The sequence below is a fragment of the Schaedlerella sp. genome (assembly GCF_056796775.1).
The window spans coordinates 221,218-245,157 of record NZ_JBQIKP010000001.1; the positions used below are offsets into that span (position 1 = coordinate 221,218).

General features: G+C 50.2%; 21 protein-coding genes. 4 read left to right on the plus strand and 17 right to left on the minus strand.

The window, feature by feature from the left end:
* Nucleotide 1: 1 nt before the first annotated feature.
* On the minus strand, nucleotides 2-718 hold the full coding sequence (locus tag ACTOY7_RS00945; protein WP_300849786.1) for a LytR/AlgR family response regulator transcription factor: 717 nt from the start codon (nucleotides 716-718) through the stop codon (nucleotides 2-4).
* Nucleotides 719-949: 231 nt separating this feature from the next.
* Between ACTOY7_RS00945 and ACTOY7_RS00950 the strand changes: the two genes are divergently transcribed.
* Both ACTOY7_RS00950 and ACTOY7_RS00955 read left to right on the plus strand, forming a co-directional pair.
* Entirely contained in the window at nucleotides 950-1,690 is a 741-nt protein-coding gene (locus tag ACTOY7_RS00950; protein WP_004078760.1) for an ABC transporter ATP-binding protein, read from the plus strand.
* Nucleotides 1,691-1,696: 6 nt separating this feature from the next.
* Complete coding sequence (locus ACTOY7_RS00955) at nucleotides 1,697-3,832, plus strand: FtsX-like permease family protein (protein WP_482671801.1); 2,136 nt, start codon at nucleotides 1,697-1,699, stop codon at nucleotides 3,830-3,832.
* A 149-nt stretch (nucleotides 3,833-3,981) separates the two neighbouring features.
* On the opposite strand, the gene ACTOY7_RS00960 is transcribed toward ACTOY7_RS00955, so the two are convergent.
* The 6 genes from ACTOY7_RS00960 to ACTOY7_RS00985 form a co-directional block, all read right to left on the minus strand.
* Nucleotides 3,982-4,590 carry a cytidylate kinase-like family protein gene (locus tag ACTOY7_RS00960; RefSeq protein WP_125127433.1) on the minus strand — a complete coding sequence of 203 codons (609 nt, stop codon included), beginning with the start codon at nucleotides 4,588-4,590 and terminating at the stop codon, nucleotides 3,982-3,984.
* A gap of 268 nt (nucleotides 4,591-4,858) precedes the next feature.
* Complete coding sequence (locus ACTOY7_RS00965; RefSeq protein ID WP_285825512.1) at nucleotides 4,859-6,214, minus strand: Na+/H+ antiporter NhaC family protein; 1,356 nt, start codon at nucleotides 6,212-6,214, stop codon at nucleotides 4,859-4,861.
* A 207-nt stretch (nucleotides 6,215-6,421) separates the two neighbouring features.
* Complete coding sequence (arcC, locus tag ACTOY7_RS00970; protein ID WP_004078751.1) at nucleotides 6,422-7,363, minus strand: carbamate kinase; 942 nt, start codon at nucleotides 7,361-7,363, stop codon at nucleotides 6,422-6,424.
* A 31-nt stretch (nucleotides 7,364-7,394) separates the two neighbouring features.
* Complete coding sequence (gene ptcA / locus ACTOY7_RS00975) at nucleotides 7,395-8,435, minus strand: putrescine carbamoyltransferase (protein ID WP_004078750.1); 1,041 nt, start codon at nucleotides 8,433-8,435, stop codon at nucleotides 7,395-7,397.
* Nucleotides 8,436-8,530: 95 nt separating this feature from the next.
* On the minus strand, nucleotides 8,531-9,631 hold the full coding sequence (gene aguA / locus ACTOY7_RS00980) for an agmatine deiminase (RefSeq protein ID WP_004078748.1): 1,101 nt from the start codon (nucleotides 9,629-9,631) through the stop codon (nucleotides 8,531-8,533).
* A 186-nt stretch (nucleotides 9,632-9,817) separates the two neighbouring features.
* Nucleotides 9,818-11,173, minus strand: coding sequence for an APC family permease (locus tag ACTOY7_RS00985; protein WP_004078747.1), 1,356 nt, complete (start codon nucleotides 11,171-11,173; stop codon nucleotides 9,818-9,820).
* A 477-nt stretch (nucleotides 11,174-11,650) separates the two neighbouring features.
* Between ACTOY7_RS00985 and ACTOY7_RS00990 the strand changes: the two genes are divergently transcribed.
* Complete coding sequence (locus tag ACTOY7_RS00990; RefSeq protein ID WP_394684169.1) at nucleotides 11,651-12,790, plus strand: helix-turn-helix domain-containing protein; 1,140 nt, start codon at nucleotides 11,651-11,653, stop codon at nucleotides 12,788-12,790.
* 63 nt (nucleotides 12,791-12,853) lie between these two features.
* Here ACTOY7_RS00990 and ACTOY7_RS00995 read toward each other — a convergent pair whose 3' ends face one another.
* The 5 genes from ACTOY7_RS00995 to ACTOY7_RS01015 all read right to left on the minus strand — a co-directional run bounded on the left by ACTOY7_RS00995 (nucleotide 12,854) and on the right by ACTOY7_RS01015 (nucleotide 17,133).
* Nucleotides 12,854-13,558 (minus strand): ABC transporter permease, encoded by a 705-nt coding sequence (locus tag ACTOY7_RS00995; RefSeq protein WP_482671508.1) that lies wholly within the window; start codon nucleotides 13,556-13,558, stop codon nucleotides 12,854-12,856.
* Between the two features lie 4 nt (nucleotides 13,559-13,562).
* Nucleotides 13,563-14,474 (minus strand): ATP-binding cassette domain-containing protein, encoded by a 912-nt coding sequence (locus tag ACTOY7_RS01000; protein WP_482671509.1) that lies wholly within the window; start codon nucleotides 14,472-14,474, stop codon nucleotides 13,563-13,565.
* 179 nt (nucleotides 14,475-14,653) lie between these two features.
* Nucleotides 14,654-15,592 carry a sensor histidine kinase gene (locus ACTOY7_RS01005; RefSeq protein WP_482671510.1) on the minus strand — a complete coding sequence of 313 codons (939 nt, stop codon included), beginning with the start codon at nucleotides 15,590-15,592 and terminating at the stop codon, nucleotides 14,654-14,656.
* Nucleotides 15,585-16,292, minus strand: a complete 708-nt coding sequence (locus ACTOY7_RS01010) for a response regulator transcription factor (RefSeq protein ID WP_482671511.1) — start codon at nucleotides 16,290-16,292, stop codon at nucleotides 15,585-15,587. The genes ACTOY7_RS01005 and ACTOY7_RS01010 overlap by 8 nt, the downstream gene beginning before the upstream one ends.
* Before the next feature lie 85 nt (nucleotides 16,293-16,377).
* On the minus strand, nucleotides 16,378-17,133 hold the full coding sequence (locus ACTOY7_RS01015) for a response regulator transcription factor (protein ID WP_482671512.1): 756 nt from the start codon (nucleotides 17,131-17,133) through the stop codon (nucleotides 16,378-16,380).
* A gap of 416 nt (nucleotides 17,134-17,549) precedes the next feature.
* On the opposite strand from ACTOY7_RS01015, the gene aguA (ACTOY7_RS01020) reads away from it, so the two are divergent.
* The gene (gene aguA, locus ACTOY7_RS01020) at nucleotides 17,550-18,656 is read left to right on the plus strand and encodes an agmatine deiminase (protein ID WP_482671513.1); all 1,107 of its coding nucleotides are present in this window, start codon (nucleotides 17,550-17,552) and stop codon (nucleotides 18,654-18,656) included.
* A gap of 132 nt (nucleotides 18,657-18,788) precedes the next feature.
* Here the strand turns inward: aguA (ACTOY7_RS01020) and ACTOY7_RS01025 are convergent, their stop codons facing one another.
* From ACTOY7_RS01025 to ACTOY7_RS01045, 5 genes are all read right to left on the minus strand, one after another.
* A complete protein-coding gene (locus tag ACTOY7_RS01025; protein WP_394684203.1) occupies nucleotides 18,789-20,378 on the minus strand; it encodes a L,D-transpeptidase family protein in 1,590 nt (529 codons plus the stop codon).
* A 194-nt stretch (nucleotides 20,379-20,572) separates the two neighbouring features.
* The gene (locus tag ACTOY7_RS01030; protein ID WP_160280343.1) at nucleotides 20,573-20,938 is read right to left on the minus strand and encodes a VOC family protein; all 366 of its coding nucleotides are present in this window, start codon (nucleotides 20,936-20,938) and stop codon (nucleotides 20,573-20,575) included.
* 84 nt (nucleotides 20,939-21,022) lie between these two features.
* Nucleotides 21,023-21,556, minus strand: coding sequence for a GNAT family N-acetyltransferase (locus ACTOY7_RS01035; protein WP_160280344.1), 534 nt, complete (start codon nucleotides 21,554-21,556; stop codon nucleotides 21,023-21,025).
* Nucleotides 21,557-21,984: 428 nt separating this feature from the next.
* The gene (locus ACTOY7_RS01040; protein ID WP_482671869.1) at nucleotides 21,985-22,209 is read right to left on the minus strand and encodes a hypothetical protein; all 225 of its coding nucleotides are present in this window, start codon (nucleotides 22,207-22,209) and stop codon (nucleotides 21,985-21,987) included.
* A gap of 58 nt (nucleotides 22,210-22,267) precedes the next feature.
* Nucleotides 22,268-23,911: an amidohydrolase gene (locus ACTOY7_RS01045; RefSeq protein ID WP_482671867.1), complete on the minus strand. Its 1,644-nt coding sequence runs from the start codon at nucleotides 23,909-23,911 to the stop codon at nucleotides 22,268-22,270.
* Nucleotides 23,912-23,940 lie beyond the last annotated feature (29 nt).

Consider the following 23,940-nt stretch of genomic DNA (forward strand, 5'->3'; position numbering starts at 1 on the left):
TTCAGTCCTCCAGCGCCGCATACGTGAGTGCCATCATGGCCGATTCCCTGCAGGAGCGGCTCACAGGCAGCACGGCATCTCCGATATGGACCTCCGCCGCTGAAACCTCCTCCACTGCCGGGGCATACACAAGATATCTCTGATGAATCCGAACAAACTGTCTTCCAAGCCGGGACGCCACATGATCCAGTTTGTCGTAAAACACATATTCCCTCTCCGCTGTCACGCAGGTAACCATTCTCCGTTCCGAATAAAAATAGAGAATCTTTTTATAAGGAATCCGGTAGGTCACCTCCCCGTATTTGCAAAAAAACGTACTGTTTTCATTCTGGTACAGCTTCGCCAGAATACGGTCCGCAATGGGTTCCAACTGAGGTTTTTTTACCGGCTTCATGAGATAGGCCAGCGCCCCCACGGAGTACCCGTCAAAAACCCGGTCCGAGTAGCTGGTGACAAAGACCAGCTCCAGCCGGTCGTCCGCTTTCCGTATCCTCTGGGCCGTTTCCATCCCGTCCATACCTGTCATTTTGATGTCCAGAAACAGGACGTCCAATTCCCCTCTGTGGGCCGAAAGCCAGCGCAGCGCCCGTTCCCCGGAAGAAAATTCCACAGTCGTACTCATAAGCCCCCTGCCCTCAAAAATCTGCTCCAGCGCGGCACGAAGCATCAGCCTGGCATCATAGATATCATCACATATTCCGATCCGGATCACGATCATCCCCTCCTTTTTCTGCCTGTCGCACAGAACATCCATTTCCCGTTTCAGGCAATTCTATCTTACCATAAATCCGAATTTGTATAAAACCAAACTTTACATGAAACCTGCCGTTTTTGATAAAATTGCCACTCCTCCTGCAGACATTGACCTGTCCCGTGCCATAAATGACATGCCCTTTTGAAATGAAACCGCCTTTGTGCTACGCTTCCCTGCAGAAAGGAAGTGATATTTATGCTGCAGGTTTTAAAACTGCAAAAAAGCTATGGGGCAGGCAATACCATCTATCCCGTCCTCAAAGGGGTCTCTTTCACGGTTATGGACGGGGAATTTGCTGCGGTCATGGGAAGCTCCGGCTCCGGAAAGACCACCCTTTTGAACTGCATCTCCCGGTATATACCGGTTGATTCCGGAAAGGTGAAGCTGGGGGATACAGACTTAAGCCTTTTGGACGAAACACAGATCGCAAGAGTCCGCAGCCGGGAACTGGGCTTTGTATTCCAGGATTTCCTCCTTCTGGACGGGCTGACGGTGAGGCAGAATATCCTCCTCCCGGCCATCATCGGCAATACCATATCCGATGCCGCCGAGGAACAGGCGGACCATCTGTGCACCATTTTCGGAATCGAAAAAATCTGTGAAAAATACCCTGCGGAAATCTCAGGCGGCGAGAAACAGCGCACCGCGGTTGCCAGGGCCCTGATCAACCACCCTCAGCTCATTCTTGCGGATGAGCCCACCGGGAATCTGGATTCCAAGTCCGCCAGGGCCGTAATCGACACGTTTCTCCAGGCCAGGGATTCCCTGTCCGCCACCATTTTCATGGTCACACACGATTCGTTTGCGGCCAGCTTCTGCGACAAGGTCATCATATTACAGGATGGACTGGTCTGGAAGGAATTATTACGGGACGGAAGAGAACGGCGCGCGTTCCAGGACGAACTGCTGAATGCGATAAGGGAGATGGGAAGGTGATACGAAATGAACACATTTTCTGAAGTCTATAAAACGCTGAGGAGACAGAACCGGAAACAATACCTGCTGCTGTTCGGCTGCCTGTTTTTTTCCGCCCTGCTGATCTCCTCCTATATCTCCATGATGTACTCGCCCACGATCCTCACCGTTTTGCCGGAAGGCGGAGACAGCCGGAAGCAGGTGATGATGATCTTCGTTCTGACCGCCATCGGATGCATGGTCTTTTCCCTGTACGCGGCCGGCCTGTTCTTCCGGCAGCGATCCAAAGACACCGGGATCTTTCTGGCCCTCGGGGCAGACAGAAGGCTTCTGGCCGTGCAGGTCTTAAAGGAAATGTGCCTGCTCCTGGCCCTGTCCTGCATCTGCGGCATTGTACTGAGCATCCCCTTTACCAGGGGCCTGTGGACGTTATTCCGGCTGCTGGTTGTAGACACGGAAGAAATGACGCTGTTTTTAGATCCCCGGGCTTTTGTCTTTACACTGGCATTTTCCCTGATGGTCCTCTTCCTGCTGCTGTTCACAGGATACCGTTCCATCCAGAGGATCAGCGTCATTGACATCATCCACGAAAGCCACAGGTCAGAACCCATCCGCAGCGTGCCGAAAAGCTATGGGAAGCTTGGGATTGCCCTCCTGTGCGCAGGTGTTTTTCTCGGATACCAGGGCCCTTCGTTTTTCATGTCCGTCTTCCACTGGAATCCGCCGGGCGCTCTGTCGGCTCTCTTATATCTTCCGGCCCTGACCGGCCTGTACATGATCCTTCTGCATACGGTCGTAAACGGATGGAGGCAGAGTACGCACCGCTATAAAAACCTGGTGTCCGACAGCCAGATGAAATTTCAGGGCCGGCAGACCGTGCAGACCCTTCTGGTCATGAGCATACTGATCGCAGGCGCTTATTTCGCGTCCTTCTATACCCCCGTCACAGGGACGGGCTCCGCTGCGGAGTACAGCTTAAGGCAGACAGACTTTCTCTACCGCTTCCGGATGGACCAGAAGATTCCCCGAAAACCGGAAGTACAAAAACTGGCAGGCAGGTATGATGTAGAGATCACGGATTGGACGGATATCCCGGCAATCCGGCTGGGAGTGGACGGGACGGACAGAATCTGGACCCAGCAGGCCGTGGGCATGACGGAGGAACTCCGGTACCGAAGGCTGCTGTGTTCGGCGCTGTTTCTGCCGGAGTCGGCATACGCCAGCTATACCGGGGACGCGCCGGGGCTAAAGCCTGGAACACTGGGCGCGGTTTTCCGCGGGGACGCAAATCCGGACTCCTACAGTTCCCGCGATGTGTCACTGGTCACCAATACACTGTCGGGGCAGACCATGAAGGTCGATTCCATCGTTCCCTTAAAGCATGACACCCTTTTCGGATACTATGTGATGAACGACGAAGATTTTCTGTCCATGGAAACAGGCCTGAGTGAGGAATGGAAGGAAATGCTGTGCCTGTTTCACGTAACGGACTGGGAAAACAGCTATGATTTTGCCAAGGCACTGTTTTATGACATTACAGACCATTCCGATCAAAACGTAGAGCTCTTCCAAAGCTGGGATCCGGTCGTAAAACAGATTGACGATCACGAAAAAGGCTTTTATTTTCTCGACCCGGAGCATATAGAGGATCATGGATTCGAAAAAATTGATTATAACGAGCGGGACAGTTCCACGTTCCGGCTGAACTGGGAATATATGCCCAAGTTCCGGATTCTGGACAAACAGGATTTTTTGAAGACATTGGCTGTCTATTTCATGCTTTTCATTTTTATAGCCATTGTATGCTTCGCAGCCGTGTTTGTCATCGCCTTTACCAGGACTATGACCATCGTGCTGTCCGGAAGGCTGGTCTATGAAGACCTGCGGCGTCTGGGCGCTTCCGATCCCTATCTGTATCATACGGTAAGGGATCAGGCAAAACGCGTCTTTCTCACACCGGCAGTGGTGGGCACCAGCGCCATCTATTGCTTTTTTGCCATGATCCTGTATCTCAATGATCAGAGCTTTAGCCCCAGCGAGCTGACCGCTCTGTGGATCTGCGCCCTGGTGGCCGTCCCGGTCTCCCTGCTGTATTATGGAATCTACAGGGTCACGCTGCGCAAGGCGTGCCGGGTATTGGATATCCGCTGTAAAAAAAGCTGAAACAGGGGGATTCGGTATATAGAAAAAAACGGCAGGAACCGGGAAATTTGTTTTGGTTCCTGCCGTATCTTTTTATCTTCTATCCGCATATCTTCTATACTGCATATCTTCTATCCGCATATGGAAAAACTTCTGGAGCTTCAGCTCTCCTAGGACAGGCCGAACTTCATCCTGGCCGCCACGGCCAGATACTGGGCGGTGGCCTCCACCCCCATGGTGTTGCTGTCGATCAGGATGTCCTTATATTCCTTGTCTTCCGCCAGGTATCCGGAATACTCCAGGGAGTAGGAATCCCGCATCTCATCGATCTCACGCAGGGCCTTGCGGCTGTCCTCCTCCGTGCGCCCAAGCACTTCCATACAGTATTGAAGCCTTGCCTTATACTCTGCAAAGATGTAGATATGCAGGGCGTTCTCTTCCTCGGAAAGTATATAGTCCGAACAGCGCCCGACTACCACGCAGCTTCCCTTCTTCACCACACGTTTCATAAATTCCGACTGCACCTCGAAGATCTCGTCCTGGGTACTGCTGCTGTTTCTTGCCATCGCAAACGGAATCCGGGTGGCCGGCTGGGGCTGGCGCACGGCCGTCTCCTCTTCCCTCTCCACCACATCCTCCGGGATCGACAGCTCCTCCGCCGCCTCCTGAATCATCTCGCCGTCATAGCAGGGAACCCCCAGGATCTCGCTCAGGCGCTTTGCAATCTCGCGTCCATGGCTGGCAAACTGTCTGTTCACGGTAATCACAAATCGGTCCATCTATGTTCCTCCATTCTTCACTCCGAGTACTCTCGGAAACTCTTTGTGCCCAGATTTGTGAGACGATTTTTTGTCAGAAGTGCACAAATTTATGAGGCGTACGTGGAACGTACGTTGATTAAATTTGGGTGCTTCTGGCGGAAAATCAGCCGCAAAGATGGGTGCAAGGGAGTTTCCGAGAGTGCTCACTCCTAAATACGCTTGCTGAAACCCCGCTGTATATTTTACAACATTCCCGGAAAAATCACAAGAACAAAGTGAATACAAGCTACATGACAGCCCCCGTGATCATAAATCCCACGATCGCCAGTACGCACGCGATGACATTATAAGGAAGCTGGGACAGGGCATGCTCCATGCTGTCGATTCCCGCGCTCTGGGCCGCCAAAAGGGTGGCGTCCGAATAGAAGCAGGCGTGGCTGCCGAAGGTTCCTCCGGAGATGACCGCCGCCATGATCAGCACCGGATTTGCCCCGATCACAGAACCCAGCGGGAACACGATGGGGGTAATAATGGAACTCATGCCCCAGTCCGAGCCGGTGGTAAACGCAAGGACCGCTCCCAGCGCAAACACCATGGCGGGAAATATGGCCGGAAACAGGAGGGGCTCTGTTTTCTCCACAATATACTCCGTCAGGCCCATCTTCCCGCAGATGTCCTTCAATACAAAAGTTACCAGGAGCATGGTCAGTACCGGCAGCATATCGCTGAACCCCTGGATGGTGTTGTTCATAAATTCATCCACCGTAAGGACTTTACGGGGAACATAGAGTACAAAGCAGACCACCAGCGCCACCACCACAGACACCAGGATATCCCCGGTTGCCACCGCCAGCCCTACCAGCACTCCCATGGGGATCAGGAAGTACCAGATATTGCCGTCCGTATCCTGGTCATACACCGTTGCGTGGTTGAACTTCCGGCTGAAGTCCGAATACACCTTTCCCGTCTCCTCCACTCTCCGAAACGCCTTCTTCATGGGGCCCAGCTTCGGCATGGCCCCGACTGCGAACAAAAAGACAAAGGCCAGCGTGATAATCGGGTAAAAGCAGAAGGGGACTGCTTTCAGATAGGCCGCCATGGGAGAAGTCACCCCCATCGCCTTCACACTCTCCTGCTCGAAAAACAGGTTGGCATAGAATACCGCCCAGGTGGAAATCGGCAGAAGCACGCATACAGGCGCCCCGGTGGAATTGAGCACATAGGCCAGCGATTCTCTGGGGAGCTTCCTGTCATCGTAGATCTTTTTCATGCAGGCTCCGATGGACAGCACGTTCAGGTAATCATCCACAAAGATCAGGATTCCCATGATATATGTGGTGAGAAACGTTTTTTTGTCGCTGCTGCATATTTTCGCCAGGTATTTGGAAAAGCCGAAGCTCCCTCTGGAGGCCGTAAGCTGCGCGATCAGCGCGCCGAACAGCAGGCACACCAGAAAAACCCAGACCTCCTCCGCAAGCATTTCCTGTAATACCACGCACCACTGCGCAAGGAAATTCCCCTGAAAGGCAAAAAATGCAGCCACAAGGGAGCCCAGCAGCATACACTCCACCGTTCTCCTTGTCTTGATTGCCCCTATAATAATACAGACAGTTATTATGATTGCGATTAATCCTTGATCCATAGGCTTCTCCAATCGTTTTTTATGAATCCCGGCATCTTCCCTTGCAGACCCCGGTCGTTTCGAAAATGCAGGAAAGGGCGTATCGGGAAAAAATGTTTTGTTTTTCCGGGACGCCCTTTCGTAAATACATATTTTTAAGGAATTATGGTTAAATCATGTCAGCAGTTCCAAACCAATTCATAAGCCGTACAGCTTCCGCGCTTTTGTTTATGCGAATGTGATCACTGTTCCGGTCTTTCCTTCCAGCGCATCAATGGCCTTGTCCAGGCTGGTGATGATGGCTTTCTTATTGGGATAGGTGCGGGCAAATTTCATGGCAGCTTCTACCTTCGGAAGCATGCTTCCCGGTGCGAACTGGCCTTCCTCTACATACTGCGCCGCCTCTGCAAGGCTCATGTGATCCAGGTTCTTCTGATCCGGCTTGCCCCAGTTGATGGCAACCTTCTCCACCTCTGTCAGGATCATCAGCGTATCTGCATCCACCTGCTCTGCCAGCAGTTCCGCCGCAAAGTCTTTGTCAATGACAGCCGCAACGCCTTCCAGGGTTCCGTTCATCTTTTCCACAACCGGAATCCCGCCGCCTCCGCAGGAGATCACGATGGAGGAATCCCACAGGTTCTTGATGGCTTCGATCTCTACGATCCTCTTCGGAATCGGAGAAGCAACCACTCTTCTCCAGCCTCTGCCTGCATCCTCTTTCATCGAATATCCCTTCTCTTCCTGCAGGGATTTCGCCTCTTCCTCTGTGTAGAAGGGGCCGATGGGTTTTGTCGGATTGGTAAATCCGGGATCTTTTTCATCTACGATCATCTGGGTCGCAACCGTCAGTACAGGATAATTGATGTTGCGTGTATTCAGCGCATAGCGCAGCGCCTGCTGGATGTGGTATCCGATATAGCCCTGGCTCATAGCGCCGCATACGTCAAAGGGCATAGCCGGGGTCACATCCTTTGCGGTCTCCGATGCAAGCAGGATTCTTCCTACCTGAGGCCCGTTGCCGTGTACGATGGCTACCTCATATCCCTGGGAGCAGATATCCGCAATCCTCTCACAGGTATTCTTTACGACTTCAAGCTGTCCCTCTGCTGTCGGTGCACTGTTCTTTGATTGAAGGGCATTTCCGCCCAATGCGATTACAATCTTGGACATTTTCTTCACCTCATGCTGTTTTTTTTATGGATTAGTTGATTCCTCTGTCAGCCATGAACTTCTCAAGACGCTCTTTTGCCGCTGCGATCTGAAGCTCTGACGCTGCCTCTTCTCTCTGATACTGTGTCAGGTATACCAGAAGTCCTCTCATTGCTGTCAGACGGTTTCCAGCCTCATCCCAGCAAAGTGAAGAATCAGAATCCGCAACTTCGTCTGTCACATCCTCGCCTCTGGTTGCCGGCAGGCAGTGCATGAACTTGCATCCAATGTTTCCAAGGCTCATCAGTTCTCTGTTTACCTGGTAGTCGCCGAATACGCGTACACGCTCTTCCTTTGGCATCTCGTTTTCATACAGGCCGTACCATACGTCTGTGTAGATGAAGTCAGCGCCCTTTACATCCTCTCTGTTGTCAGAGGTCAGGAAGGTTGCTCCGCTTTCCTTGCAGTTCTCTTCGATCTTAGCCAGGCATGCCGCGCTGGGGCTGTCCTGAAGCTGATGTCCCTTCGGTCCATAGTGTACGAACTTCATGCCCAGCTTTGTGGTGATCATTGCCAGGGATGCGCAAACCTGTGTCGCGTCGCCTACGAATACCACCTTGCAGTCTTCCAGTTTCTTTCCTCTCGGCAGGTTCTCTACGATGGTGCAGAGGTCGCCGATTTCCTGGGTCGGATGGTTGTAATCGGACATTCCGTTGAGTACCGGGATGGAGCATGCGCTTGCCAGGTCTACAACTGTCTTATGCTCAATTACACGTGCCATCACTACATCGATCAACTGGGACAGAACCTTACCTGTATCGCCGATGGTCTCGTGTCCGCCTAACTGGATCATGCCAGGTCCAAGGTACTGTGCGTGTCCGCCCATCTGTTCCATAGCAGTCTCAAAGGATACACGGGTTCTTGTGGAGGACTGCTGGAAGATCATTCCCAGTGTCTTGCCCTTCATGAGCGGCGGATTGTAGCCTGCCTTGATGCTCTTCTTGATCTCCAGGGAAAGGTGGATGATGTCAAGCAGTTCTTCCTTTGTGAAATCCATTGTGTCGATGAAGTGTCTTACGCCATTTGCATACATAATTGTAATCTCCTTTTTCTTTTAAATTTATTTTTTTTAATTGGTATCTGTATTATGTTTTCATTGCTGCGGGCCTTGTCATATGTCCAGGTTGATTAAGCCTTCGGCTGCTGCTGTGTGATGCAGTGGATATTTCCGCCGCCGTAAGCAACTTCTGTTGTCTGCACGCCTACGATCTTGCGATCCGGATAGATTTCCTGCATTTGTTTTACTGCAAGCTCATCATTCTCATCGCCGTACTGAGGCAGGATGATGGCTCCGTTTACGATCAGGTAATTCAGATAAGAAGCGATGGAAATCTCGCCTTCTTCACGCGGAATCGCACCCTCTGAATAATCAATCGTGTCTGCGTCCTTCAAGTAGCAGGGCTCTTTGGTCATGCACAGTTTATGTACTTTGAGCTTGCGTCCCTTTGCGTCTGTCTGCTCGCACAGGAATTTATAAGCATCCTGCGCCTGCTGATAGAACGGATGGTTCTCATCGTCTGTATAAATACATACAACCTCACCAGGAGCGACAAAGCAAGCCACGTCATCGATATGTCCGTTAGTCTCATACGGATCAATTCCGTCTTTTACCCAGATTACTTTCTCTGCATTCAGATAATCTTTAAGAATCTGCTCTAATTCCGCCTTGCTCTTGTCCGGATTTCTGCTTTCATGGAGCAGGCACATCTCTGTTGTGAGAACCGTTCCCTCTCCGTCTGTATGGATGGAGCCGCCTTCCAGGACGATTCCCGGCCTGTAGCTGTCAGCGCCTGCAATCTCACACATCTTGCGTGCGATCATAGCATCCTGATCCCATGGGAAGTAAAGTCCGTCGATCAATCCTCCGTAAGCGTTGAAATCCCAGTCAACCGCTCTTAAGCCGCCCTTGTCATTGATCAGGAACGTAGCGCCAGTATCACGAATCCAGGAATCGTCGTTGGTCATTTCGATAATGCTGATATTATCGGTTCCTCCCAGACGCGCGATTGCGTTCTCATACTGTGCAGGAGGTACGCACATCTTCACCGGTTCAAATTCCGCGATTGCTTTTGCTACGTTGCAGTAAGCTACCTGCGCAGGCTTTGCGCCCTGACGCCAGTTGTCGTTTCTCCATGGCCACAGCATCCATATGCATTCCTGCTCTTCAAATTCTCCCGGCATACGATAGCCGTCCTGCTTCGGAGTGGTTCCTTCAATTCTCTTTGCCATTTTTATTTCATCCTTTCTTTTATTTATATATTTTTAAGTCCTTGTGCGGGACTTATTTGCACTTAGCAATTCTTCTTTGACTCCCCGCGCCGCGCGGCACATGACACGGCACGGGACCAAATATCAGCTATACTTCATTTTTTTGCACCAGGCAGCCTCTTAAGGGCCCCTTACATACGGTTTGTTTTACTCTTTGCCCTTCATCCGGATGATGATTTCACCGAGTACGATGAAAATGATCGCTCCGATGGTGATCGGAAGTGTTGCTGAAAGCGTATCCGGATCAAAGGACAGCGGAACTGCCGTAAAGATGATGGATACGATGATCAGGATCATCGGGATGTATGCCAGCAGTGTCAATCCGATTCCGCTTCCGGGAACACGGAACGGTCTCTCCGTATCCGGATCCTCCTTACGGAGTTTCAAAAATCCCGGGAATACCGGAATGTATGACATCAAGAACATAACCAGGTTCAGTGCGAAGAAGCTCCAGAACAAATCCTGGTTCGGGATAAACGGCGCTGCAACGACTACGATAGAAGCAACCACTGCTGTCGTCATGATCCCGCCTACCGGCATATTGTTCTTCGGATCTCTTTTTGCGAAGATCGCAGGCATGTCTCCATTCTCTGCCGCTGCCGCCGCACCTTCGTGAACGCCTGTTGACCAGGAGATCATATTTCCAAACAGGGTCAGGCCGAATAATACTGCCACCGCGGAGATGAAGATTCCGCCTTCCTTGCCTGTCAGAAGCATAAACGCATCGATCATTCCGCTGTCGGTGCTGACCTCAGATGTAGGAATCGCCGCTCCGATCCCAAACGCGGAGAACATATAGATGGCCGCAATCGTGATACCGCCTATTACAATCGCCTGGGGGATCTGCTTCTTCGGGTCTTCCATATCATCGGACATGGTGCAGATTACTTCAAATCCAAGCATATTGAAGATGATAACGGAGATGAAGGATAAGCTGTCCAGGTCGAAAGAAGGCAGCAGGTTGGAAAATGTAATCGGATTTGCCATACCGTTCTTCGCAATTCCCATCACTCCAAAGATACCAACGCCGATTGCCAGGATCACCTTGATCGCCGCGGAACCGTTCAGAATCCACACCGCGTCTGCGGTAGGAGTCCGAGCGATCAGTGCTATGATCCATACAAATGCAAGTTCTATAATGATGGCTGCAATGGTATTTAACTCTTTCCCTGTGATCACTGTATACAAGTCCGGAAACATAACCGCAAGTGATGCTGTCCACAGCGGGAAATTGATCCAGTAGTACCAGGATACTCTTGCGCCCATCCTGTGACCGTATGCCGCAGATACCCAGTCATAAAGCCCACCTCCATTATCATAAGTCGTTCCCATCTCCGAGGAGATCAATCCATATGGAAGCAGGAACAATATGATCATGAAGATCCACCAGAAGTACTGTGAGTTGCCGATCGCCGCTACAGGAGCAGCCGCTTCTGCTACGAATACAACACAGATGACTGTGAGTATGCAGCTCAGCATACTAAATTTTTTCTTTTCACCCATTTGCCAAGCTCCTTTCTCTTTCGGAACTCTTCTATTAATAATAAGGAAGATTCTGCGGTATGCCCATTTTATTAAATCCGCTCATTTCCTCTATATATTTTATGAAGCGTTCCTCATTCCTTATTTAGTTGTAAATGTGCCGTGGGCATTTGCAATGCCCTTTAGTACGCAGCCCCTTCTTAACATTTCCGTCTTTCCTGAAATAGAAAAGCGGCTGCTTTGTTTCACCGCTTAGCGCGGTTGTTATGATGGTATTCTAGCACGTAAAAAACAGGTTTAAAATAGCCCTTTTGGGTTAGTTTTTTTATTTATTTTGTGAATATCATATATAAACTCTTCTAAACTTTTGTGCAATTTGCACATTTCAAAGTCAGTCCCGTGTCATTCTCTTGAAAAAAAGATTTACTCTCTTTTTCTTTTCTGCTATACTATGGTCATGCTCATTGCCAGAATATTTTAAAAAGGTGGCATTTCACTATGGAAGTCTTATTATTGATCTACAACTTATTGCTGCAGATCCTATATTGTGTTCCCGTGGTTTATGCATGGATACTTTTCCAGCATACAAGGAACTATTTGTATCTGTATATTACAGGCTTATTTTTCTTCTATTCCGTTGAGAACGTGATTATATTCATCACAGAATTTGATAGCACGTTCGCAAAATTTTATGACACGACGTTCATGTCCGTCCCCACGGCACGGACAATTATTTTTGTTGCCGTTCTCCTGTTTCTGCTCCTGATTACGGCCTCCATCTTAAAGGAAACCGTCAATTATCTCTTGCTGGCCCTCCTGGGCCTTATCACCCTCTTCATGCTGTTTATCCCCATGATGAAGGACAGCGCCATGAAGGTGTTTATTTATTACACGCCCTGTCAGATTTTTTCATTTTTAGTCGGTATCTATGGAATGAGACGACTGAAATCGCACCCGGAGCACTATGATGAAACACTCAGGAAGCGATTTCACCGGGCTTTTTTCTGGACTGCCGTATTTTCGGTCCTGATCATTGTGGAAGACTGGATCGTCATATTCAATTTTGATAATTATGGAATCCCCGGCATCCGCATCACAAACCGAAGCTTTACCGAGAACCTGATGAGTATCTACTTCGTATATACTGCGCTACGCATCTTAGGACCCTATCTGCGTTCCTTCATGGTGTCCGCCGCCTCTGCCGAAAATGCCGAAACGCAGACGGTTTCGACCCAGGACATGCCGTCCGGGCAGGATGCCGGTTCAGAACCGGGGTCAGATTCTTCAGAATACGTACCAGACGGAGCATCCAATGGGCCCGCCCCAGCGGAACCTTCTGCACAAATTCAGGAGCCGCCGCTGGATGCCGGCTTCCGCTCTCCGGGCGCGTTCCCGGAAGACGCCTTCTCTGACAGGGCAGACTACTCCAAGTTCTATCTGTTCAGCAGGGACTACCAGCTCACGCCAAGGGAGCAGCACATCCTGCAGCTTCTGCTGGATAATAAGACGAATGTGGAGATTGCGGACGACCTGTGCATTTCCATCGGCACCGCCAAGGCGCATGTGCACAATATCTTTGCCAAGGTAGAGGTGAAGAAACGGCAGCAGCTTTTAGACGTATATGAGAAATTCGGATAACCGCTTTTTTGCCGTCCGGTACGGCGCAGCAGCCTGCGCCGTACCATTTACTGTATTTTCATATCAGATCAGATCTTTTCTTTCCGCATTGCTGACGGACAGTACCGCAAACACAAAGGAAACGGCTGTCAGAATCATTGGAAACACCGCATTGTCCGACATCGTAAAATCTCCCACATTGGCCTGGGTCAGAAAAATCAGTAAAAACGAGGTAACCACCGCCGCCTTCGAAGATTTCGCAGCCAGCCCCACAAACAGCGCAATAAAGCTCATACTTACGATTGTCACGGATTTTAGGATCAGTTGGATATAAAACGCCAGGCTGCCCATGTCAAAATCAATGGCAAACGAGGACTGCATGGATCTTGCCCCGAGAAACACCCACAGATAGATCGCCAGCTTTGTCAGCGTCAGCGCCAGAAAGTTGAAGGTCCAGACCGCGATCATCTGGGACGCCAGTATCTTCTGCCGTTTGATGGGATAGGAAAACATCAAGTTCATGGTCTTGTTCTTGTAGGCGCTTACGATAAAGGCTGACAGCATCACGCTGGTATGAATCAGAAACGCCATGCTGGTGAATAATTCGATAGGCGCGGAGATCGTATCTGTCCCGGGGGCTGCATCCAACGTCCCGTCCGGATCGTTTGCGATTCCCAAAAATGCCAGCGCGAAAATAAACAGGCCCAGCAGCACCGCTGTGATGGCCGCACTGCGGATATATGCTTTGATATGATTTTTCTTCCATTCAAGTCTGATTAATTTTAACATTGCCCTACACCTCCGCCGTCAGTTTTAAGAAATAGTCTTCCAGTGTTTCCGTATGCCTGCTGATCGAAACGATCTCTACGCCGTTTTTTATCAGTTCTTTGGAGATGTTCTGGGCCGTGGCATCCGGGTCATAGATGTGTATCCTGGAGTCATCCACGATCTTGAAATTTTCCAGGCGCATCCGGTCAGCCAGCACCCAGGCCGCTTTCTTCGGATCTTCTGCGGAGAGTTCAATATAAATGGTATTGGTTTCCGCGATCTCCTTCATGGAAATTTCTTTCTTTATTCTCCCGTGGCTGATCACCCCCACCGTATCGGCAATGCTTTCGATCTCCGAGAGAAGATGGCTGGAGATCACAAAGGTCATGCCGTATTCCCTGCAGAGCATTCTGAACAGGTCCCGGATCTGTTTCATCCCCGCCGGGTCCAGACCGTTTGTGGGCTCGTCAAGAATCACCAGCTCCGGCCTGCACAAAATGGCCCGGGCGATCCCCAGACGCTGCTTCATCCCCAGCGACCAGCGTTTGACCGGCTTCTCCCCCGCGTCAGTCAGATCCAGCATTTCCAACGCTTCCTCTATGCAGCCTTTGTTGTAATACCCCATGTACTCGCAGTGGAGCCGCAGGTTTTCGATTCCGCTCATGTGTTCATAGAAGGTGGGAAATTCAATGATGCTCCCCATTCTTTTGAGCACCTCGTAGGAAGTAGGTTCCAGCTTCCTGCCGAAAATCAGGACCGTGCCGTCCGTCGGCTTCCAGAGGTTTGTGATCATCTTCATCACCGTCGTTTTCCCGGCTCCGTTGGGTCCCAAAAATCCGTAGATCTCACCTTTTTTCACATGGATATTCACGTCTGCAGCCAATTCTTTTCCATCAATTGTTTTACACAGATGGTTTGTTTGCAAAATATAAGACATCTATATGCCTCCTCTCTTTTTTGCCCCTTCCTACCAGTTAAAGTTTTTTCAAAGAGGTCTGTTTGCTTTTATGAATAGCATTATAGATCCATAGATTTTCAAAACTCTTGACCAATTCTTACGAAATTCTTTCGATTTCGAAAAAGTGCCTGCGGCTCTGGCTGCTGCGGATACATTTCCTAATAATTTATTTTTTTCAATTTTACGGAAAATGTGGTTTTCACATTCGGCGTGCTGTTTAACAGGATATCTCCCCCCATCTGCCCCGCAAGGTTCTTCGCGATCGTCAGCCCCAGGCCGTTCCCCTGTATTTCCCGATTTCTGGAATCCTCCATGGTGTAGAGCCGGTCAAACACATGGGCGGCAGCTTCCGGCCCGATCCCTTTCCCCCTGTCCGTGACGTCAATGTACACATTGCGGCTGTCCTGGCGCACAAAGACGCCCAGATAGTTTCCGTCGCTGCCGTAGCGGATCACATTGGACAGCAGATTGCAAAAAATCCTCTGCAGTGCGTCCGGATCCCCCTGCACGAAAACGGCGGATTCCGGGATGGAAAGCTCCACCTCAAATTCTTTCTGCAGCAAAATGTCATAAAATTCCAGGACATTTTCCCTGCACACTTCGCTGATATTGATTTTTTCAAGACGGATATCCGTATCCCCGGCCTCCAGCTTTGCCAGGGAAAAAAACTGGTTGATCAGATCCAGCACCTGTTTTGCCTTTGCTTCCGTCTTTTCCAGCATTTCATCCTCCCCCCGGTCCAGGCGCATGATCTCCAGGTATCCAAGGATGACTGTCAGCGGGGTCTTGATATCATGGGAAATGTTGGAAAGCATTTTTTTGGAAGCGATCTCCTCCCGCTTAAAATCTGCCCTGATCTTCTGGCGTTCTGTTAACAGCCGGTTGATCTGCGCCCCCAGCTCCATCAGCACCGGAATGTCCGTAAAGACCATGACCTTCTCGTCGCTGTCAGTCTCTGAGATTTCCTCCAGCTTTTCGCAGATCTGCCGGAGCTTTTCCTGTATCCCCCGGTGAAAGGCAAACCGCTGATAGAAGACAGCAAGGAGCAAACACACAATTGCAGCCGCCATAAAAAATAAAATCGTCTCGTCACGCATCTCTGACATCTCCCAATTTATATCCGATCCCCCAGACCGTGACTATATACTCCGGTTTTCGGGGATTGTCCTCGATCTTGTTCCGCAGCCTGCTGATATGGACGTTGACCGCGTTCTCATCGCCTAAATACGCGTCATTCCAAACCAGGGAATAGATCTGCTCTTTCGTATAGACCTTCTTTGGATTCTGCAGCAACAGCTTTAAGATCTCAAATTCCTTTGAGGTCAGTTCGATTCTGCTGCCCTGCTTTGTAACCAGATATTGGTCCAGATTCATCACAAGGCTGCCTTTTTTCAATGTCTGACCGGGCTGTCCGCCCCCTTCGGAACGGGCATACTGCGTACTCCTTCGGATATTCGCCTTGATCCGGGCCAGCACCTCTGTAACGGAAAATGGTTTCGTAATGTAATCGTCCGCCCCCAGCCCCAGTCCAAGGGTCTTGTCGGAATCCGTGTCCTTCGCCGACAGGATGATGATGGGCACCGTATGATGCTCCCGGATTCGCTCCATCACCTCCATGCCGCTCATTTTCGGGATCATCAGATCCAGCAGGACGAGGCTGAACGTATCCGAGAAAAATTTGCTGCAGGCACTCTCCCCGTCAGAGGCCGTCACCACCTCAAAGTTCTCCGTTGCCAAAAAATGTTTCAGCATGGCGCTGATCTCCGCGTCATCCTCCACCAGTAAAATCTTATTCATGTTGAAAATCCTCCTCATAATACGGCCCGAACCCGTGAAGAAAGGAATCCGATTTCGAAGTCCTCTTTGTTTTCTGCCGGCATGCTCACTTCTGTAATTTCAGAAGAAGCTGATTCCGGTTCTTCACCTGCATTTTTTCAAAAATATGGCTCATATGCTTCTTCACTGTCACCTCGGAAATGCAGAGCCTCCCGCCGATCTCCTGATTCGTAAGCCCCTCTCCCAACTGCCGCAGGATTTCCGTCTCCCGTTCCGTCAGATGGTATTTTCCCAGCAGGCTTTCATCCACGGCCCGGAAGTCGCTCTCCCTGATCCCGTTGGGATAAAGCATCTGCAGATGGGAGGACAGATGGGTATTCAATAATCCCAGAAAATAAACCTCTTCCTCCGTAAAGTCCCCCGCCTCCTTTGTGCGGAACATGGTGACCGATCCGTAGAAATGCCTCCTCACGATGGTGCACCCCAGGCCGTAATATGCCCCCAGAGGACGCATCCACTGCTGGTATATGCGGCTCTTCTCCCGCAGATGGTCGGGCATCAGGTCGGAATCCCGGTATACCACCGGCTCCGTCTGCGAAAAATTCCAGACCGTATAATCCTTGTGCTGGTAATTCTGATAATAGTCCTGCAATGTCTGTTCGTCCAGATTCCCGGAATAGGGATGAAAAAACCGGATCGTCTCATCCCCGGCTCTTCCGTAGTCAAACATGGAACATTGATGCAGGATCTCCGCCTGCAGATACTCCATGACCATCTTCTGGATCTCATTCAGCCGGCTTTGCCGGTACAGTTCCAGCAGAAATCCCTGAAAACCGCGCCACCGGGTATTTGATAATTCCATCCCTTCCCTCTCCTTTCGTTTCCTCTTCCAGGCCAAGGTTCTGCCTCTAAATTCTGTTTTGTCTCAGATATAATGCAACGATATATGCTACTTTAGTAGTATATCATAAAATTCCACCTTCGTACAATTTCTTTTCTTTTTTTCTGCAGGTATACTCAGATTAACGGTGTACTGTGCGGACGTGCAGACGCAATCACTGGTATATGGGCAAGCAGCAAATGAACAAATGTATACTAAGGAACTGTGCAAAAATAACTTGCCTTTTTGCGCAGAACAAATTTTCAGACACAAGGCGGAGGAATGAGGCGTACCGGGGTACGTCGATTGACGACAACGCAGTGTATGAAGATTTGGACAAGTAAAACGGTAAGATTATTTTTGCACAGTTCCTAAGATCTCAAAGGAGGAATCATCACATGAAAACCATCAAATCCACACCAAAGGCAGACGGCTACTACATGCCTGCGGAATTTGAAACCCATGAACGGGCCTGGATGCTCTGGCCGGAGCGCACGGACAACTGGCGCAACGGGGCCAAGCCGGCCCAGAAAGTATTTACGGAAGTAGCAAAGGCGATCCGCAGATTCGAGCCCATCACCGTAGGAGTCAGCGATGAGCAGTACAGCCATGCCAGATCCGTACTGCCGGATGATATCCGTGTGGTAGAATTGTCCTGCAACGACTCCTGGATCCGCGACTGCGGCCCTACCTTCGTAGTCAACGACCAGGGCGGAGTGCGTACTGTAAACTGGGATTTCAACGCATGGGGCGGTTTGTATGACGGCCTGTATTTCCCATGGGACAAGGACGACCGTGTGGCAAGCAAGATTTCTTCCATGGAAGAGGTTGACATGTACAAAGCGGAAAACTTCGTGCTAGAAGGCGGCTCCATCACGGTAGACGGGGAAGGAACCCTGGTGGTGACCGAGCAGTGCCTGCTCTCCCCGGGACGGAATCCCCATCTGAATAAGGAACAGATTGAAGAGAACTTAAAGCAGTATCTGGGCGTGGAAAAAATCATCTGGCTCAAGGACGGTATGGACCCGGACGAGACCAACGGGCACGTAGACGACGTATGCTGCTTTGCAAGGCCCGGAGAGGTGGTGGTTCCCTATACAGAGGACCAAAACGATCCCTGGTATAAAATCCTCAAAGCCAATAAAGAGCAGTTGGAGCAGGAAACCGACGCAAAGGGGCGCAAGCTGAAAGTACATACCATCTCCATGCCGAAGGTTCCGGTGTATTTTACAGAAGAAGAAGCCTCCGGCATCGATATCGTAGACGGCACCATCCCGCGGATCGCCGGGGAAATGACCGCTGCTTCCTATCTGAATTATCTGTATGTAAACGGCGGAATCATTGTCCCTCAGTTCGGGGACGAGAATGACGCGAAAGTGCTTGAAGAGCTCAGAGCGATCCATCCGGACCGTGAGGTGGTCGGCGTCCTTACCCGCGAGATCATCTTAGGCGGCGGCAATGTACACTGCATTACCCAGCAGCAGCCGAAGGGGCGCGTGAAATAGAATCGGCGGGGAAATGATACACGCAAAATGATATATTCAGTATTAAAACTCATACTGAAATAGGCGGTCAATTACGACCGCCTATAAAAATCTTACACATTTACCTTGACATTACACCATTCCTGCAGGCCCTTAATAATGGATCACTGCAGGCACCCCCAATTCAATCATGGAATACAGGGTCTGTGCGTCGTATTTGGACATATTGATGCATCCGTGAGATCCTCTGGAAAGATACAGATCCCCGCCGAATGCCAGCTGCCAGTCCGCGTCGTGGAAACCGATTCCGCTCTGGGTCACCCGCATCCAATAGTCCACCTCCTGTTCGTATTCCGGCTTTCCGTCCGCCTGAGTCTCCCCGATCAGGACGGTTGGGGACAGTTTTTCCGAAACGTAATATACCCCGGCAGGCGTAACCTTACTTGCATCAGGAGCCCCGGTCACCACGTCGCACTGCATCGCGATCCCGCCGTTTACAACATACCACATGTGCTGCGCCGACAAATCCACATCTATATAGGTGCTGCCCCAGTCCTGCGGCCCATGCGCCGCCGCGGTCTGACACCAGGCCGGCTCTTTGGCAAGAACCTCTCCCTTCTTGATATGTTCGATCAAATGAGCGGTTTCCCCGTCCTCATCCACCGACCACCCATAGGTCCCTCCGGAGACCTCCGCGGTTTTTCCAACAGGTGTGGTAAATGTTCGTGAGCTTCCCAGCGTATCATAACGTTTTCCAAATTCCCGCATCCACTCCCGGACAGCAGCCTCATTCAGGGTCACATTCATATCCCCGTCCACGGACAGCCAGCCGGAGATCAGCGCTTTGTCCACCACCACAGGCACATCCATATTGTAGGTAATGCTTGCCCCGCAATAAGTATTCAGCGTCTCACATGCCGACGTTACCTGCTCAGACTGGGAGGTATATTTCGGTGTCTCATAACAGTCTGCCTGTTTCAAATCCACTTCCGCGGCAAACGTCTGTACCGAATTGGTGATGCATTCCTTCACCGCGCGGATATTGACGGCAGTCCCGTAGGACTCCGGCTCAATGACATATGTATTTCCATCATATTTCGGAAAAGCGGAGGATGCCGGAATCTGCTCTGATGTCACCGCATCCAGAGACTGAATCCGTTTCTCCAGGGCCGCCCTGTCATAGGAAAGCTCGATCCGAACCTCCGATGCTTTTTTGTCCCACAATTTGACCGGCCATTGGAACGCATTCTGCTGTTTCAGCACCGCTTTGATCTCGCCGCCCTCCCTGCAGGTCAGGGAAATCTCACTGCCATGGATGGTCTCTGTCCCGCTTCCGTTCGCTATGACCGTCAGCGAATACCCTTCCGTCTTTTCTTTGAAAAACGCCTCCGCAGCTTCTGCCGTCTGCCCGGAAAAATCCTGCCCGTTGATGATCGTATTTGGAAAGAAATGCTTCATAAAGTAAAACGACACACACAGATACGCAATGCACAGACAGCCGATTACCGCTGCAGCGGCCACAAGCAGCTTCTGTCTGAATGCCTGCTTCTGCCCGGAATTATTCTTCTGTCTGGAAGTCTGCTTTTTTCCGGAAGTACGCTTTTTCCCGGAAACGTATTTCCGTTCCGAAACTTGCTTCTGCCCGGAAATACGTTTCTGTTTGGAAGCGTTATTTTGGATGGAAACGTTTTTTTGTTTCTCTTGATTTTTACCGGATGTTCTGCCGTCCTTTTTCGCGCTCATGATTATTTATCCTTTCGTACTGCCCCAGCTTTGCCTGCCGTTTCGGACCGTTACTTTTCTTTATTTTATAATAGCCATGAGCAATTTTCAATTGACCCGGTGTAACCGTATTGTAAAAATTAAAAGCGCTGATTACCGTTCATGATCTGAAGCAGAGGATTTATATCTGCGGCTCGCGATCTTTTTAGAACGAATTACTGCATAGGCGTCCCTACTTCGATCAGATTCCCGTCCGGATCATAAAAACGAATGACTTTCTGCCCCCAGCTATGCGTCATCAGCCGGTTAACATACTGAATCGAGGGATATAATTTTTCCAGCTTACAGACAAATGCTTCTATATCCTTTTCCTCAAAGTACAGTTCGCAGGAGTTATTTTCAGGAATAATATCCCTTCCCAGGAACTGTTTCCAGATTTTTTCATCCTGTAGCACAAGACCTTCCGTTAAAATCATATTGCCGTCGTTGTCAAGCAGCAGATCAAGACCGAACAGGTCATGATAGAACTGTCTTGACTTTTCAATCTCTTTCACAACGATCAAAACATTCTTTAATTTCATTGTCCATACCTCTCTCTTGTAACCAATTCCCGTATTGTTTTTTTGCTTTTCACAGTAACTTTTTTCCAAAACTTTACGCCGCCTTTACAATATTTTTTCGTAAAGGTGAAACCAGGGAAGCCCGTACGCTTCGTATCCCAGACTGACCGTTCCGACCAACTGATATCCGCATTTTTGGTAAAGCCGCTCTGCAGGAATGTTATCTTTTACAACGTCGAGTCGGATGCTTATACACTGTTCTCTGCGTGCCGCACGTTCCGCAAACATCAGTAATTCTGTGGCGACCCCGCACTTTAGGAAGTCTGGGTGGACGGCAAGGGTGTAAATCACATATATATGCTGATAATCATCCTCCGTCAGCCATCTGCCGTTTTTATATCCTTCCTCCGGTTCGTGTTTTAAGATCATCGCTCCTGCAGTTTTGCTGCCGATACAGGCAATATACAGCCCGTCAGCCATTAGCCCTTTTTCTGCGTCACGGCGGCTTGGATAACTCCCTTTTTGCCATCCCGGATAATTTTTATGCGTTTCTAAATAGCCGCAGATATCTTCGTACAGCTTCTCGATACTGTCAAGGTCTGATTCTGCGGCTTTTCTAATCTGAATGTCCTGTTCCATGATTCGGTTCTCCTTTTTTAATAACTCCAACAGGAAGCCCTGGAAATTATGCCACCGGGCATTGGATAATTCCATTGCTCTCTCCCTTCCATTTTATTTTTCAAAGCCAGCTATTCATGCCACTTTAGTAGTATATCACAAAATTCCACCTTCTTACAATTTCTTTTTACACGCAGGTATACTAAGGTCACAAACTGTTACATGTCACACACTGACCAATCACTACGCTGATTGGTCAGGAGGATGCACATAAAAGCTGGGATTCAGGCCGTCCATTGCCGTAGGCAATTTTAAATGACGGCCTGAGTTACAGGGCACGCCTGGCCAAGGTGTGACCTGTAACCACAAACTGACAAATGGACAAGTAACAATTTCCATGAGGAACAAACACATGAAAAGCAACGGAGCAAAGCCAGCCCAGAAGGTATTTACGGAAGTCGCAAAGGCGATCTGCGGATGCCCTGATGCTCCTTTTCCAGCATGTAGCAGATTTCCTGAATATCGTCATGGCACAGGGATTTTCCGAACATCTGTCCCACCGCTTCCGGGAGCTTGTGGGCTTCATCGATCGCCAACGCCCGGTAATCGGATAGGAGCGGACGATAGCCCTTTACCCGATGGGAGGCGTCCAAAGGATAAAAAGCAGGCGACACCTCCTTGTCTCACTGAGGTACCGCCTGTTTTCATCTAAGTATACGATTTTTCTGTATCTTATACTTCGTACACAACTTCACCATCCATGATGGTCGTCACAACCCTGGTATCCAAAATCTTCTGCGGCTCCACTGCAAACAGGTTCTGATCGAGAACAATGATATCTGCCAGCTTTCCTTCCGCCAGCGTACCGAGATCCTGTTCACAGCCTTCCGCATAAGCCGATCCCCAGGTGTAAGCCTTCAATGCCTCCGCCAGCGTGATCCGCTGCCCGGGATACCAGCCGCCCTCCGGCTTGCCGTCAAAGGTCTGGCGTGTCACTGCCCCGTAGATCTCACACATGGGCTCAATGCCCACTACCGGAAAATCGCTTCCCAGTGAAAGCACCATTCCTGCGTCCAGCAGTTCACGCATGGGCCAGGAATGCCTTGCCCGCTCGCTTCCCACAGCGGCTTCCTTGTCGCCGTACAATCCGTTTCCCTTATCGCCGCCCTCCAGGTCAAAGAGCATATGCCAGGGCTGCATGCATCCGCAGATGCCGAGCTTTGCAAAGCGCGGGATATCCTCCGGATGTATGGTCTCCAGGTGCTCCTGCACATGGCGGAGATTCTGTTTTCCATAGAGTCTTTCGCCCTCCTCAAAAATGTCCAGCATCTCACGGACCGCCCGGTCTCCGATGGTGTGGATCCGAAGCGCCACTCCGTCTTTGATCGCTTCCAGCGCCTGTTTTCTAAACTCCGTCATGTCCACAGAGGTCGTACCGCAGGTACTTGGGTCGTTTCTATAAGGCTCCAGAAGATATGCGGTAAATACACTGGTCACACCGTCGATCAGCTGCTTTAATCCCTGAATCCTAAGCTTCCCATCCGAGTATTTTTTCTGCAGAGCAGAAAAGCTTTCCTTCTCATATTCCGCAATATTCGGATACAGCATCACTCTGGAGGTCAGCGTCCCCTTCTCTTCCATTTTTTCAAAATACGGAAGCGGGTCGTCATGAGCCCCGTAAGGCGCCACCAGACTGCAGCTGGTTATTCCCAGCTTCTTCATCTTGTCGAACAGGTTCTCATAGATCTGCATATAAACCTCGTCCGTAGGACTGCAGATCTCATCTGTAAACATGAACGAAGCGCCGTCATAAAACCGTCCCGTCAATTCTCCCTTTTCATCCTTCTCGATCAGGCCGTCCGCCGGACTTTCCGTTTCCTTTGTGATCCCGATCTTCTCAATGGCACAGGTATTGACCACGATGGTATGCATGTCCGCCATCTGAAGTACCACCGGCCTGTCCGAAATCACCCGGTCAATGTCATGATACGTGGGAAGTGTCTGATCTTCCCAAATCAGGTTATTCATCATATAGCCGAATACCCACTCGTTATCCGGATGGCAGTCCGCATACTCCTTTGCCATCCGGATGGCATCCTCTCTGCTTCCGGATTCCAGCAAGCTGAAGGAAAAGTCCGGATCCTCCAAAAATGCTCCCTGGGTAATATGCGTGTGTCCATCGTTAAAGCCGGGCATGATCAGCCGGTCGCCGCAGTCGATCACTCTGGTATCCGGTCCGATGTATCCGTCAATTTCGTCTCCCTTTACCACAGCCGCAATCCGATTTCCTTCCACTGCGACTCCGCCTGCAAAAGGCTCTGCGCCTGTTCCGTCAAATATCGCGTTTCCTTTAATTACAATTTTTGCTTTTTCCATATGTATTCCTTCCTCTTTTCATTCATTTT

Coding starts and splice junctions, on each gene's coding strand:
- ACTOY7_RS00965 (WP_285825512.1), bottom strand. CDS start 6,214: ATGGATCAAGGATTAATCGCAATCATAATAACTGTCTGTATTATTATA.
- ACTOY7_RS00955 (WP_482671801.1), top strand. CDS start 1,697: ATGAACACATTTTCTGAAGTCTATAAAACGCTGAGGAGACAGAACCGG.
- ACTOY7_RS01015 (WP_482671512.1), bottom strand. CDS start 17,133: ATGGAATTATCAAATACCCGGTGGCGCGGTTTTCAGGGATTTCTGCTG.
- ACTOY7_RS01030 (WP_160280343.1), bottom strand. CDS start 20,938: ATGAAATTAAAGAATGTTTTGATCGTTGTGAAAGAGATTGAAAAGTCA.
- ACTOY7_RS00995 (WP_482671508.1), bottom strand. CDS start 13,558: ATGTTAAAATTAATCAGACTTGAATGGAAGAAAAATCATATCAAAGCA.
- ptcA (WP_004078750.1), bottom strand. CDS start 8,435: ATGTATGCAAATGGCGTAAGACACTTCATCGACACAATGGATTTCACA.
- ACTOY7_RS00990 (WP_394684169.1), top strand. CDS start 11,651: ATGGAAGTCTTATTATTGATCTACAACTTATTGCTGCAGATCCTATAT.
- ACTOY7_RS01005 (WP_482671510.1), bottom strand. CDS start 15,592: ATGCGTGACGAGACGATTTTATTTTTTATGGCGGCTGCAATTGTGTGT.
- aguA (WP_004078748.1), bottom strand. CDS start 9,631: ATGGCAAAGAGAATTGAAGGAACCACTCCGAAGCAGGACGGCTATCGT.
- ACTOY7_RS01035 (WP_160280344.1), bottom strand. CDS start 21,556: ATGGAACAGGACATTCAGATTAGAAAAGCCGCAGAATCAGACCTTGAC.
- ACTOY7_RS01000 (WP_482671509.1), bottom strand. CDS start 14,474: ATGTCTTATATTTTGCAAACAAACCATCTGTGTAAAACAATTGATGGA.
- arcC (WP_004078751.1), bottom strand. CDS start 7,363: ATGTCCAAGATTGTAATCGCATTGGGCGGAAATGCCCTTCAATCAAAG.
- ACTOY7_RS00960 (WP_125127433.1), bottom strand. CDS start 4,590: ATGGACCGATTTGTGATTACCGTGAACAGACAGTTTGCCAGCCATGGA.
- ACTOY7_RS01025 (WP_394684203.1), bottom strand. CDS start 20,378: ATGAGCGCGAAAAAGGACGGCAGAACATCCGGTAAAAATCAAGAGAAA.
- ACTOY7_RS00985 (WP_004078747.1), bottom strand. CDS start 11,173: ATGGGTGAAAAGAAAAAATTTAGTATGCTGAGCTGCATACTCACAGTC.
- ACTOY7_RS00950 (WP_004078760.1), top strand. CDS start 950: ATGCTGCAGGTTTTAAAACTGCAAAAAAGCTATGGGGCAGGCAATACC.
- ACTOY7_RS01045 (WP_482671867.1), bottom strand. CDS start 23,911: ATGGAAAAAGCAAAAATTGTAATTAAAGGAAACGCGATATTTGACGGA.
- ACTOY7_RS01010 (WP_482671511.1), bottom strand. CDS start 16,292: ATGAATAAGATTTTACTGGTGGAGGATGACGCGGAGATCAGCGCCATG.
- ACTOY7_RS00945 (WP_300849786.1), bottom strand. CDS start 718: ATGATCGTGATCCGGATCGGAATATGTGATGATATCTATGATGCCAGG.
- aguA (WP_482671513.1), top strand. CDS start 17,550: ATGAAAACCATCAAATCCACACCAAAGGCAGACGGCTACTACATGCCT.